Raw genomic sequence first — 12,002 nt, forward strand, 5'->3', positions numbered from 1 at the left:
GCGTTGAAGAACAGCTTGATTTTCTGTCCCATGACGATACCTGGCTGACCCTTGACGCCTTGCGGACCGACTCCGGTCTCCGAACCGGGCAGGAAGCGCTTGTCGACTACCTTCTTGCGAAAATTCTGCTCGTTCAGAGGCGGATCATCGCGGAAGAGGTCGTCCCAGTCGGCTGCCGCCAGCTTGTCGCGCATCGTGGCCGGTGCCACGCCGCTGGCGTAAACGCCGGCAACCAGCGCCCCCATGCTGGTGCCGGCGACGCAGTCGACCGGCACGCGCAGTTTCTCGAGTACCTCGAGGACCCCGATATGGGCCGCACCGCGTGCGCCACCGCCACCGAGGACCAGGCCGACCCGTGGCCGGGCATGATCTGCGGTCGCCGCTTGCGCCGCAGCGGCGCAAGCGGCGGAAAACAGCATTCCGGCGACAATCAGCATGCGCCACGGTGTTCCCCCGCTGGCCGAACCTACTTCACTTCGTCCCACTCCCCACTCCTTGCCGGCAGCAGCCAGCGAAATTTTGCCTCAGCCGCAACGCGGCCAGCATGACTTTCCTTACGCTTATCGGTTCAGCTCCGCGTCAGGAAGGTAAGCGACACCTCCCCGGTTGGCCTGCAGAACTACCCCGGTGTCGGTCATCTGATAGATCGACAACATCGGATTTAACGAGACATTGCCATCGAGAAGCAATCCCTTGCCGGTGGCAGGCTTGAACGTGGCATCACCCGATGCGGTGACGTCTGCACCGACCGCGCGGAATGTATCAAACAAGTCCCGGTTCTTGAAGACGAGCAATTGCCGGAAACCCTTGTCACCGACCCCGGCGCCCCTGCCGACGCGCACCATCTTCATGTAGGTTGGCTTGCCGGTCTTGTTGTCTGTCAGCACCCCCGCACCGTCGCCCATCACCAGCAGAACGACGTTGTACTGCGTTGAAGCAAAAACGCCATAGCCCACGGCGCTGGCGATTTCGTCCCTGACTGCGGGCTTGCTGACGATCCACTCGGCTACCGTCTTGTCACGCAAGTCGAGCAGGGCGTGGCGTTGCTGGTCCTTGCTGGTGTCGCCTTTCGGCTGTTCATTCGTCGTCGCACACGATGCCGCCAGCAAGGCCAGAATGCTCACGAGGAGATATCGCCAGGTACTGGTGGTCGAAGTCATTTGTGCGCACTTTCCGGGGGGGTGATCCCGAATGGTGGTGCTGGCGTGATCAAGCGCCAGACGGCCGGATGGCTGCTACGATCAGGGTGCCGATTGTACACGGAGGCCTTGGCCAGTCGACCAAGTGAGCCAGTGGCCACGAGCCCTGGCGCGGGTGGCGCGATGAATGTCGCCGGAGCTACGCCTTGGTGACTGCTACAGGGACGGAGGTGAGAATGGTCAGGGCGGCTTGCGCGTGTTCGGTGGCGTCCCGTCCCAGGCTGGTGAGATAGCCGCCATCGACTTGTGTTATCAGCCCTTTGCCATGCAGCCGCTGGGTGGCCGCGATGATTTGTGGATCAGCCGTCTTGTGGATCTTGATCCCCTGCTGGGTGCTTGCCAGATCGAAGAGAACCAGGGTGTTGAGTTCATTGACCAGATCGGGTGTGAAAGGCATGGCGAGTCCTTCTGCGTTGAAATTACTGTTGATGCCGGCGCGACATTCTACCGCGACCTGCGCGTCGCACCGTCAGGAACTGCACGAGAGCATCGAACAGCCGGCCTTGTGCCGCGCCCAGTCGGGCCGCCTGGCACTGAACGCCTCTCTGCCTGGCTGCTCGTCATAAGGGCGACGGAGAACGTTCAAGAGCTGATGAATCATTTCAGTGCCGCCCTGTTCGGCGCGGTCGATGGCCTGCTGGGCGAGGTAGTTGCGCAGTACGAAGCGTGGGTTGACCTGGTTCATGCGGGCGCGACGTGCTTCTGCGGCTTGACCGTCTTGCCGCGCTCGCGCGGCGTAGCGCGTCAGCCAGTGGGAGAAATCGGTGGAAAACTGCTGCCGGAGTTCTTCGCGGTAGAAGGACTCCTGGAAGAGCGCCCCGTCCGGATTGTCGATGTCCAGCTGGGCGAGCCGGCGGAAGAAATCGGTCATGTCGATCTCCGACAGCCGCATCAGTTCGAACAGATCTTCGAGCAACTCGGCGTCGTCGCCAGTCCAGCGACGAAAGCCCAGCTTGCCGGAAAACGCAGTGCAAAACGCGCTCGAATAGACTTCATCGTAACGTTCGAGGCCGATCGCCAGGTCGTCGGCTTTCGGCGCCAGTGTGACCAGGGCGTCGGCCAGTCGTTCGAGATTCCAACGGGCGATCGCTGGCTGCCGGGCAAGGCAGTAGCGCCGGCTCGAGGCATCGGTGGTGTTCGGCGTCCAGCCGGGATCGAAATTGTCGACCCAGCCATAGGGGCCATAGTCGATGGTCAGGCCGAGAATCGACATGTTGTCGGTATTCATCACGCCATGCACGAAGCCGACGCGCAGCCAATGTGCCATCAGCCGGGCGGTGCGCTCGCAGACTTCGGTGAACCACGCGGCCAGGCGTCGCTCGGGTTCGATGACCAACTCCGGGAAGTCCCGCGCGATGGTGAAGTCGACCAGTTGCTGCAGCAGTTCTCGTTCGCCGCGCGCCGCCAGCAATTCAAAATGCCCGAAGCGGGTAAAGGAAGGGGCGACACGGCAGACCACCGCGCCGGGTTCGGCGACCGGATGTCCATCGTAGAACATGTCGCGCACGACCGATTCGCCGGTACCGACCAGGCTCAGCGCGCGGGTGGTCGGAACGCCCAGGTGATGCATCGCCTCGCTGCACAGGAACTCGCGCAGGGAGGAACGCAACACGGCGCGCCCGTCTGCCCGTCGCGCATACGGCGTTGGGCCGGCGCCCTTGAGCTGCAGCTCGAAGCGCTGCCCGTGCTGATTGATCGCTTCGCCGAGCAGGATCGCCCGACCATCGCCGAGTTGTCCGGCCCATTGTCCGAATTGATGGCCGCCGTAGCAGGTCGCGTAGGCGACCATGCCGGGCAACAAGGCATTGCCGGACAGCGCGTCGAGCATTGCCGGCGTCGCCATGGCGGCATCGTCGAGATCGAGGGTGGCCGCGACCTCGCGTGAATGGGCGAGCAGGGTCGGTGCAGCCACTGGCGTCGGTGTCACCGGCGACCAGCAGGCGCCGAAGACCTGCCGCGGCGCGTTTGGTCGCGCGGCCTCACCCGGCAACTCACGAACGAAGCGGTTATCGAAACGCAGCATCAGCGGCCGACGGCGCGCCGGTGGGGGTGAGATGGCAGCCAGAGAGTCCTCACCCAATCAGCCCCGTCTGACCAGTTCGACGATCTGCGCGCTGTCAAGCGAGCCGGCCTTGGCCTGCATCTCGGGCAGATAGCGGCTGTGCAAGCCCCTGGCCTCACCGAGTAGTCCGTCGAAGGCCTCGCGAAGCATCTGCGTCGACAGGCTACGGCCGTCAGCGTAGTAGCGGCGGGCGACGTGACCGAGGGCATAGGTACTGGCAAAGCTCATTCCCGAGCTTACCGCCTGCTTGCCAAGACCGCGCAGCAAGCCGCCGCCGAGCTTGCCGAGCAGGCCTCCGAGCAGCTTGCGCCCGGCCTGTTCGAGGAACTGCGAGGTCAGCCCGACACCGATGGTAGCGAGAAAGTCCTTGATGTGCCCACGATCGAGTTCGAAGCTGTAGGACTTGCCGATGCGATAGACCAGCTTCATCTGCAGAGGAATGATCGCCATCGTTGACAGCGATTCCGGGAGTAGTTCCAGGGCGCCGTTGAGGATGGCGGCGTTGAGGATGGCTTTGTCCATCTCGGCCTCGCTCATCGTCGATCCGTGCCCGGCGGCGCTTGCCGCCGCGACACCCGCCGCGCTTGCCGCGGTCCTGCCGAGGCTGGTTTCAACCGTTGCCACCGTTTCTAGCGGTAACGCGGCGATCGCTTCCGCTTGCTGGCTATAGGCTTCCGACTGTTGCACGTCGAGCGCCAAGGCGCTACGCAGGTCGCCGAGAAAAGCCTTTTCGCCTGCTGATTGCACGCCGTCGGCATCGCACACACAGACCGCCATTTCAAAGGCCAGCTGCCGTACCTCGGGTGTCGTTAGCGCAGCCACTGCCGAAGGCATCGAGACACGCTTGAGCAGCACATCCTGATAGAGCGACGCAAGATTGATCGCTCCTTCGCCGGCCAGCGCATCGGCGATACGCGTGATCTCCGCACGTTCGGTGTCGCCCTTGCCGCCGTCGGCGAAGGCGGCCATCAGGCTGAGGGTGAGGATGGCCTGCTGCTCGTGGTCGTTCATCTGCTTTCTCTCCGGGGGCGATGCGATTGGGCACGGCGAGTATCGACAAGTTCCTCGCCACAAGCAATCCACGAGATACGGGTCGACGCCCCGGAGGCGCTCAGAAAGTGGGCAAGCGCCCGAGTACGTCCAGGGCTGCTGCCACGCGCCTCAGGCGACCGTGCCGCAGGTGGCGATGTCGCGTTAGACGCCGCCGACTTGAGCGATGCTCAGCTTGCCGTATCGATCAGCGCGACTCCTTGATCATTCTTGAGTGCTTGGGTTGCACAGGCCGGGCGTTGTACGGGTAGAGCCGCGAGAATATTTTCAGCTGGTCGGGCGAAAGCTGCTGGGTCTGCTTGAGCACCAGCCAGAGCACGTCTTCGGTGCAGGGCGGTGTGGTCAGGGAACCCATGTAGGTATAGTAACGGCGGTCCTCCGGTAACAACTGGGCGACGTTGATGGCCTGCTCCGGCGGTACCACATAGCGGTTCTTTTCAAGTGGCAGGTAGTTCCAGACGGTCTGGATGACGGGGTTCTCCATCCCTTGTTCGAGCAGCAGGGCGACGACCGCGATCTTGCCATCCTCGGACTTGTGAACCAGGTGGATCACCATGTCGAACGACTGGCCGTTCACTCGCTCCTCGGACGGACGATGGAAATGGAACTGGACCAGATCGTAGCTCTTGCCAAGCAGGCTGAAGTTACTACCGCCGACCTCGACCTTGATGGTGTGACCGTTGTCTATGACGCGAAACTCCGATGGCCGATAGGCGAACTGAATCGGTTCCAGATCGACACCAAAGCCGTCGCGAATATCGATCGGTGATTGACGCACGCCGCTGGCACAGGTCGCATACTCCGGCTTGAGTTTGCCCCAGTTCTCGGGCCTGCCTTCCCCCTCGTAAGACCAGTTGATGTCGGCATGCGCATAGGCAGCAGCCATGACGTCGTGGTTGTCGATGATGGGGGCTGCTGGCGATCGGGTTGGCGGGTGCGTCACCCGCGCTGCAGCTAGCGTTACGGGGTGTGGCGAGGGATGATTTGGTGTCGCCGACTTGGCCACGGCGGCCGGCGCTGCCGCGGGTGGTGAGTTCTCGGCCGCCGGCGTGCGCAGGTTGGCGCGCCTGACTTCCTTCTGGATCAACGCTTCATTGGCCTTGCGTAGTTCGCCGGCTGCCTCGCTGACCCGGTCCGCGGTTTCTCTCGCCGCCATCACTGCCTCGTTACCTGGTTTCGGTCGGCAGACTTCGCGTAGCAGCTTGGCGTCGAGCATTCCCGAACGCACCGGCATTTCGATTTGCACACGAACCTCCTCTTCGCGGAGTGGCTGGCCTTCGTCCTTGAAATAGATCCGCTTCAGGGTCGTGTAGCTGCGTGCGGCGCAATCGTAGCGGTTGACAGCCTCCACGATGCGGTAAGACGCCGAGGTCTTTGGGTCGACGATCGGCATTTCGAGAATGATCCGTCCATGCGCCTCGGTTTTTCCGTTGGCGACGCTCTGGATGGTATCGCGATCGATCTCGACCCGCCTGCCCGGTTCGGCGGAGATGAGCTGCCAGGCTGCGCAAGCCGTTGCGGGCAAGAGTGCCACAAGGCAGATGGCAAGAAGCCTGATGTCCGGATGCATGAGGGGACCCCCGTAGTTCGTGCAGCGCATCATGTCGTTTACGGAAAGTGGATCCGAAACTTTAGCCGAGATCGCCATCGGCCTGCCAGTTTTCTCTGCGCGCCGACGGAATCCGAGGCAAAAAAAACCCTGGCGGGCTTGTGGCGCCGCCAGGGTTGCATTGCGTGAGCGATTACCTAGTGGCTGGCGCCGGAAGCACCAAAACCTGTCTGGGCACGCACGTACTGGTCTTCGAACGCTTCGCGCTCTTTGGTGGCACGGGCACTGCTGTCCGTGACCGAGAAGACATACGCGCAGAGGAACGCGATGGGCATCGCGAACAACGCCGGCTGGGTGTAGGGGAACAAGGGCGCTGCGTTATGCAGCACGTCCACCCACACCGACTTCGAAAAGACGACGAAGAGCACCGCGGAAGTGACGCCGCTGTAACCGCCCCACAGCGCACCGCGAGTGGTCAGGCCCTTCCAGTACATCGAGAGGATCAGGACCGGGAAGTTGGCCGCGGCAGCGACGCCAAAGGCGAGGCCGACCATGAACGCGATGTTCATCTTCTCGAACATGATACCCAGGATGATGGCCAGGATGCCGAGGAAGATGGTAGCCATCCGCGAAACCTTGATCTCTTCCTTGTCGGTGCATTCGCCTTTCCGGATCACGCGCGCATAGATGTCGTGCGCGATTGCCGAAGCGCCGGCCAGGGCCAGGCCCGAGACGACGGCCAGAATGGTGGCGAAAGCGACCGCCGCCAGGAAGCCGAGCAGCAGGTTGCCGCCAACCGCATGGGCCAGGTGCATGGCGACCATATTGCCGCCGCCGATCAGCGCACCCTTGATGTCACCGCCCTCGAAGTACTGCGGATCCTGACCGACCAGCAGAACAGCAACCAGACCCATCAGGAAGATGACGTTGAAGAAGAAGCCGACGAAGCCGGAAGCGTAGAGCACCGACTTGCGGGCTTCCTTGGCGTTGCCGACGGTGAAGAAGCGCATCAGGATGTGCGGCAGACCGGCGGTACCGAACATCAGGCCGAGACCGAGCGAGAGCGCCGTCACCGGATCGGAGAGCAGGCTGCCCGGCGCCATGATCGAGGTGCCGAGCTTATGGACCGCCGTTACCTTTTGCAGCAGGGTGGTCAGCGAGAAGCCGAACTGCGAGAAGCCGAGGATCAGCACCAGCGTACCGCCGAAGAGCAGCAGGCAGGCCTTGATGATCTGCACCCAGGTCGTCGCCACCATGCCACCGACGGTGACATAGACCATCATCAGGATGCCGACGGCGAAGATCGCCACGTTGTACTCGAGGCCGAAGAGCAGCTTGATCAGCTGCCCGGCGCCGACCATCTGCGCGATCAGGTAGAAGACCACCACCACCAGCGACGACAGCGCGGCCATCGTCCGTACGGACGGGTCGAGGCGGTACGAGGTGATGTCCGAGAAGGTGAAGCGGCCCAGGTTGCGCAGCCGTTCGGCCATCAGGAAGAGGATGATCGGCCAGCCGGCGAAGAACGCCATCATGTAGATGTAGGCGTCGTAGCCGCGGCTGAAGGTCATCGCCGTCAGTCCGAGCAGGGTCGCCGCCGACATGTAGTCGCCGGCGATGGCCAGACCGTTCTGGAAGCCGGTGATGCCACCGCCGGCGGTGTAGAAGTCGGCCGTGGACTTGGTGCGGCCGGCCGCCCAGTAGGTGATCCCCATGGTCATCGTCACGAAGATGATGAACATGATGATCGCGTGCCAGTTGGTCGGCTGTGTCTGGATGTCGCCCTGCAGGGCAGGTCCGGCGGCCGCGGCCATGCCGGACAACGCCAGCAGGGCGAGTGCCGTGGTAAATCGCTTGATCATTTGGTCTCCTTCTGCGCTTCTTTGATGATTTCGGCGGTCAGATCGTCAAACTCGCCGTTGGCACGGCGGACGTAGACGAAGGTCAGCAGCCAGAAAAAGACGAACATGACCAATTCGACGGTATAGCCGATGGCCCACATCGATCCCTCGGCGATCGGTTGCCCGAGCATCTTGGGGCTAAAGGCGATCAGCATGAAGAAGCCATAGAAGATGATCAGCACAATGGCTGCCAGGGTCCACGCGAAGCTTCCGCGCTTCTGGACCAGTTCGTCGAACTTCGGATTACGCCGAAGTCGCTCATAAATCACACTACTCATGTTTGCCTATCCTCCTGTTTTGTCTTGCTAAGAAAAGTTCTGGGACCAATTTCACAAGTGTTGACAAGACCACTCCCCTCGGGGCGTCGAATACTAACCCAGATCAGGGGCGTGTTCAATGTGGCCTTTTTGGCAGGCGTTTATTGTTACGACGGCACTTCAAGTGCCGGCCAGACTTTGTTTGGCAAGTTCTGCGCCACTCGCCATGCGCTACTCGCCGAAATTGCGCAGTCCGTCAAGGTCGAGGATGGTGAGGATGCCGTAATCGGCGCGAAGCAGCCCAGCGTGTTCGAGGGTCTGCAGCGCCTGGTTGACCCGCTGGCGCGAGACGCCGGCGAGCAAACCGATCTCTTCCTGCGAGATGCGCAGTTGGAGGCTGCTGCCGGGGTAGAGCAGCGGATTGAACATCGAGGCCAGACAGCGGGCGAGCCGGGCGTCGGTATCGAGCAGGCGTTCGTACTCGATGATGCCGATGAACTGTCCCAGGCGCTCGTTGATCTGGATCAGCAGGAAACGATTGAAGGGGATGCTGCAGTCGAGCAGCTGTTGGAATCGGCTGCGCTTCATGTAGGCGATGCGCGACTCGCGCAGCGCGATGACGTCGTAGCGACGCGGTTCGTCCTTCAGCAATGAACCCTCGCCGAACCAGCTGCCATCCGACAGGCCGACGAAGCTGGTGGCCTTGCCGGTACTCCAGTTGCTGGCCATCTTGACCAGCCCATTGATGACCCCCGTCCAGTGCTCGACCGTTTCGCCCTTCATGCACACGTAGCCGCCGGCGGGGACGGTGCGCACGACGATGTCGCGCTTGACCTGGTCGAGTTCGTCTGTGGACAATTGCCGTGCCCAGCAAGAGGCGTGAAGCATTTCGTCGAGGTCCTGCATTCGTCGGTCCACGGTTAGAAGATATGTGGAATTGTCGCACGGACGACAATTCCCAAGCGCCGGCCGACATAGACTCCTGCGCAGGCTAATCTTGATGTGGCCGTACGGCTGATCGCAATACCCTAGGCGATGCGGCGATGCACAATTGCTGTCGAAAAAAAAAGACTAGAATCGCGTAGCACCATGTAGTACCAATAAGACATAAAAGCGTGCCGTCGGGGCTTAGACGGTCAATGCACCGGAGGAGACAAGATGCCGGAAACTGCGTCGTCGCAAGCGCTGGATACTTTTCCGCGCTTGCTCTTGAACCATGCTCGGGTTCGTGGTGGCAAAGCGGCAATGCGCGAGAAGGATCTCGGCATCTGGCAGTGCTGGACCTGGCAGGGTGTCGCCGACGAGGTGCGCGCGCTGGCCTGCGGCCTTGCCGAAATGGGTTTCCGGCGCGGCGAGAACGTGGCCATCGTCGGCGACAACCGTCCTCGCATGTACATGATGATGACCGCCGTACAAAGCCTCGGCGGCGTGCCCGTGCCGCTCTACCAGGACGCGGTGGCCAACGAAATGCTGTTCGTCCTGGTCGACGCCGAAATCCGCTTTCTCTTCGTCGAAGATCAGGAACAGGTCGACAAGGTGCTCGAGTTGCAGGAGCAGTTGCCGCAGCTCAAGCACCTCTTCTACGACAATCCGCGCGGCATGCGCCATTACACGCAGCCCTTCATCCACGACGTCCGCGAGTTGATGGAGATGGGGCGGATTCACAACCGCAACCATCCCGATCTGCTCGCCACCGCGATTGCCACCGGCAGCACGGACGATGTGAGCGTCATGCTGTACACCTCGGGCACGACGGGCAAGCCGAAAGGCGTACGCCTGACGCATAACGCTTTCATCAGCGCGGCTCGCGGGGGAGTCGAATTCGATCATCTGACGGCCGAGGAAGACATCCTCTCGTACCTGCCAATGGCCTGGGTTGGCGACCATCTGTTTTCGTTTGCGCAGGCGATGGTCACCGGCTTCACGATCAACTGCCCCGAGTCAGCCGAGACGGTGATGAACGACTTGCGCGAGATTGGCCCGACCTATTACTTCGCGCCGCCGCGCGTCTTCGAAAATCTGCTGACGCAAGTGATGATCCGCATGGAGGACGCCAGCGCCATCAAGCAGAAGATGTTTCACTATTTCATGGCGGTCGCTCGCCGAAGCGGCGCCGAGATCCTTGACGGCAAGCCGGTGTCCACTGCCGATCGTGTGCTCTATGCACTGGGTAATTTCTTCGTCTTTGGGCCGCTGAAAAACGTCCTGGGGATGAGCCGCGTGCGTGTCGCCTACACCGCCGGGGCGGCGATCGGGCCGGACCTGTTCCGTTTCTATCGCTCGATCGGCATCAACCTGAAGCAGTTGTATGGGCAGACCGAGACCTGTGCCTACGTCTGCCTGCAACCCGACGGCGAGATCAAGTTCGACAGTGTTGGCAAGCCGGCGCCAGGGGTCGAGGTGAAGATCGCCGACAACGGCGAGATCCTGGTCAAGGGCCCAATGTTGCTCAAGGAGTATTACAAGCGGCCCGACGCGACGGCCGAAGCGATCAACGCCGACGGATATTTCATGACCGGCGACGCGGGCATCTTCGACGATGAAGGACATCTCAAAATCATCGATCGTGCCAAGGACGTCGGCAAGATGGCCAATGGCGCGATGTTCGCACCCAACTACATCGAGAACAAGCTCAAGTTCTTCCCCTACGTCAAGGAAGCGGTGGTTTTTGGCGACCGCCGCGAAATGGTTTGTGCCTTTATCAACATCGACATCGGTGCCGTTGGCAACTGGGCCGAGCGGCGTGGCATCGCCTATTCGGGTTATACCGATCTGGCCGCCAAGGAGGAGGTTTATGGCCTGATCCAGGAATCGATAGAACAGATCAATGGCGAGCTGGTGGGGGAAGGCTTGCTGGCCGATTCGCAGATCCATCGTTTCCTGATCCTGCACAAGGAACTCGATCCCGACGATGACGAATTGACTCGTACGCGCAAGGTGCGTCGTGGTTTCGTCGCCGAGAAATATGGCGTGCTGATCGACGCCCTGTACGGCGGCAAGGACAGCCAGTTCATCGAAACGGCGGTGAAGTTCGAGGATGGACGGCAAGGCAAGGTGGCCGCCGATCTGGTGATCCGCGACCTGAAGACTTTCGGCGTTGCCGGGAGGGAGGCGGCATGAGTCGGCAGATCGGAGACGTGGTTCTCGACCTGAAGAAGGTCTCGCTGTCCTTTGGTGGCGTCAATGCGCTGACCGACATTTCCTTCGACGTTCGCGAACACGAGATCCGCGCGATTATCGGCCCGAACGGCGCCGGCAAGAGTTCGATGCTCAACGTCATCAACGGTGTCTATCGGCCACAGCAAGGGGAAATCATCCTGCGTGGTCAGCACTTCAGCAAGATGAACCCTTACAAGGCTGCCAAGGCCGGTATCTCGCGGACTTTCCAGAACATCGCCCTGTTCAAGGGAATGAACGTCATCGACAATCTGATGACCGGGCGCAACCTCAAGATTCAGAGCAACCTGATTCAGCAGGCGTTGTGGTGGGGCCCCGCTCGCCGCGAGGAGCTGGCGCATCGCGCCAAGGTTGAGGAGGTGATCGACTTTCTCGAAATCCAGCATATTCGCAAGACGCCGGTTGGCCGCCTGCCTTACGGTCTGCAGAAGCGCGTCGACCTGGGTCGGGCGCTGGCCATGGAGCCGAGCATCCTGCTGCTCGACGAGCCGATGGCCGGGATGAACGTCGAGGAAAAACAGGACATGTGTCGCTTCATCCTCGACCTCAATGATCAGTTCGGGACGACCATCGTCCTGATTGAGCACGACATGGCGGTGGTGATGGACATTTCCGACCGGGTGGTCGTTCTCGATTATGGCAAGAAGATCGGTGACGGCGATCCGGACGAGGTCCGTGCCAATCCGGATGTCATCAGCGCCTATCTTGGCGCCAGCCACTGAGGAGTGAAGCGATGGGTTTCTTCCTGGAAACATTGATCGGTGGCCTGATGGCCGGCATGCTGTACTCACTGGTGGCGCTCGGTTT

General features: G+C 61.5%; 11 protein-coding genes. 2 read left to right on the plus strand and 9 right to left on the minus strand.

Annotated elements, in window-relative coordinates:
- From RUW20_RS18010 to RUW20_RS18050, 9 genes are all read right to left on the minus strand, one after another.
- On the minus strand, nt 1-485 hold a 485-nt coding region (locus RUW20_RS18010; protein ID WP_409559388.1), incomplete at its 3' end, for a patatin-like phospholipase family protein.
- Nucleotides 486-560: 75 nt separating this feature from the next.
- Nucleotides 561-1,160, minus strand: coding sequence for a hypothetical protein (locus tag RUW20_RS18015; RefSeq protein ID WP_313953604.1), 600 nt, complete (start codon nt 1,158-1,160; stop codon nt 561-563).
- A 178-nt stretch (nt 1,161-1,338) separates the two neighbouring features.
- A complete protein-coding gene (locus tag RUW20_RS18020; protein WP_313953605.1) occupies nt 1,339-1,596 on the minus strand; it encodes a TIGR02647 family protein in 258 nt (85 codons plus the stop codon).
- Nucleotides 1,597-1,668: 72 nt separating this feature from the next.
- Nucleotides 1,669-3,222, minus strand: coding sequence for a protein adenylyltransferase SelO (locus RUW20_RS18025; RefSeq protein WP_313953606.1), 1,554 nt, complete (start codon nt 3,220-3,222; stop codon nt 1,669-1,671).
- 57 nt (nt 3,223-3,279) lie between these two features.
- Complete coding sequence (locus tag RUW20_RS18030) at nt 3,280-4,299, minus strand: YcjF family protein (protein ID WP_313953624.1); 1,020 nt, start codon at nt 4,297-4,299, stop codon at nt 3,280-3,282.
- Nucleotides 4,300-4,498: 199 nt separating this feature from the next.
- On the minus strand, nt 4,499-5,845 hold the full coding sequence (locus tag RUW20_RS18035; RefSeq protein ID WP_313953607.1) for a carbonic anhydrase family protein: 1,347 nt from the start codon (nt 5,843-5,845) through the stop codon (nt 4,499-4,501).
- A 212-nt stretch (nt 5,846-6,057) separates the two neighbouring features.
- On the minus strand, nt 6,058-7,722 hold the full coding sequence (locus RUW20_RS18040) for a cation acetate symporter (protein ID WP_313953608.1): 1,665 nt from the start codon (nt 7,720-7,722) through the stop codon (nt 6,058-6,060).
- Nucleotides 7,719-8,039, minus strand: a complete 321-nt coding sequence (locus tag RUW20_RS18045; protein ID WP_313953609.1) for a DUF485 domain-containing protein — start codon at nt 8,037-8,039, stop codon at nt 7,719-7,721. Before RUW20_RS18045 ends, RUW20_RS18040 begins: the two co-directional genes overlap by 4 nt.
- A 210-nt stretch (nt 8,040-8,249) precedes the next feature.
- Entirely contained in the window at nt 8,250-8,906 is a 657-nt protein-coding gene (locus tag RUW20_RS18050) for a Crp/Fnr family transcriptional regulator (RefSeq protein ID WP_409559389.1), read from the minus strand.
- A gap of 270 nt (nt 8,907-9,176) precedes the next feature.
- Between RUW20_RS18050 and RUW20_RS18055 the strand changes: the two genes are divergently transcribed.
- Together RUW20_RS18055 and RUW20_RS18060 are read left to right on the plus strand one after the other, a co-directional pair.
- Nucleotides 9,177-11,138, plus strand: coding sequence for an AMP-binding protein (locus RUW20_RS18055; protein ID WP_313953611.1), 1,962 nt, complete (start codon nt 9,177-9,179; stop codon nt 11,136-11,138).
- Nucleotides 11,135-11,917, plus strand: coding sequence for an ABC transporter ATP-binding protein (locus tag RUW20_RS18060; protein ID WP_313953612.1), 783 nt, complete (start codon nt 11,135-11,137; stop codon nt 11,915-11,917). The genes RUW20_RS18055 and RUW20_RS18060 overlap by 4 nt, the downstream gene beginning before the upstream one ends.
- The last annotated feature ends 85 nt before the right edge of the window (nt 11,918-12,002 follow it).

This window comes from Accumulibacter sp. (assembly GCF_032229525.1).
GTDB lineage: Bacteria > Pseudomonadota > Gammaproteobacteria > Burkholderiales > Rhodocyclaceae > Accumulibacter.

Coding starts and splice junctions, on each gene's coding strand:
- RUW20_RS18015 (WP_313953604.1), bottom strand. CDS start 1,160: ATGACTTCGACCACCAGTACCTGGCGATATCTCCTCGTGAGCATTCTG.
- RUW20_RS18020 (WP_313953605.1), bottom strand. CDS start 1,596: ATGCCTTTCACACCCGATCTGGTCAATGAACTCAACACCCTGGTTCTC.
- RUW20_RS18025 (WP_313953606.1), bottom strand. CDS start 3,222: ATGCTGCGTTTCGATAACCGCTTCGTTCGTGAGTTGCCGGGTGAGGCC.
- RUW20_RS18040 (WP_313953608.1), bottom strand. CDS start 7,722: ATGATCAAGCGATTTACCACGGCACTCGCCCTGCTGGCGTTGTCCGGC.
- RUW20_RS18045 (WP_313953609.1), bottom strand. CDS start 8,039: ATGAGTAGTGTGATTTATGAGCGACTTCGGCGTAATCCGAAGTTCGAC.
- RUW20_RS18050 (WP_409559389.1), bottom strand. CDS start 8,906: ATGCTTCACGCCTCTTGCTGGGCACGGCAATTGTCCACAGACGAACTC.
- RUW20_RS18055 (WP_313953611.1), top strand. CDS start 9,177: ATGCCGGAAACTGCGTCGTCGCAAGCGCTGGATACTTTTCCGCGCTTG.
- RUW20_RS18060 (WP_313953612.1), top strand. CDS start 11,135: ATGAGTCGGCAGATCGGAGACGTGGTTCTCGACCTGAAGAAGGTCTCG.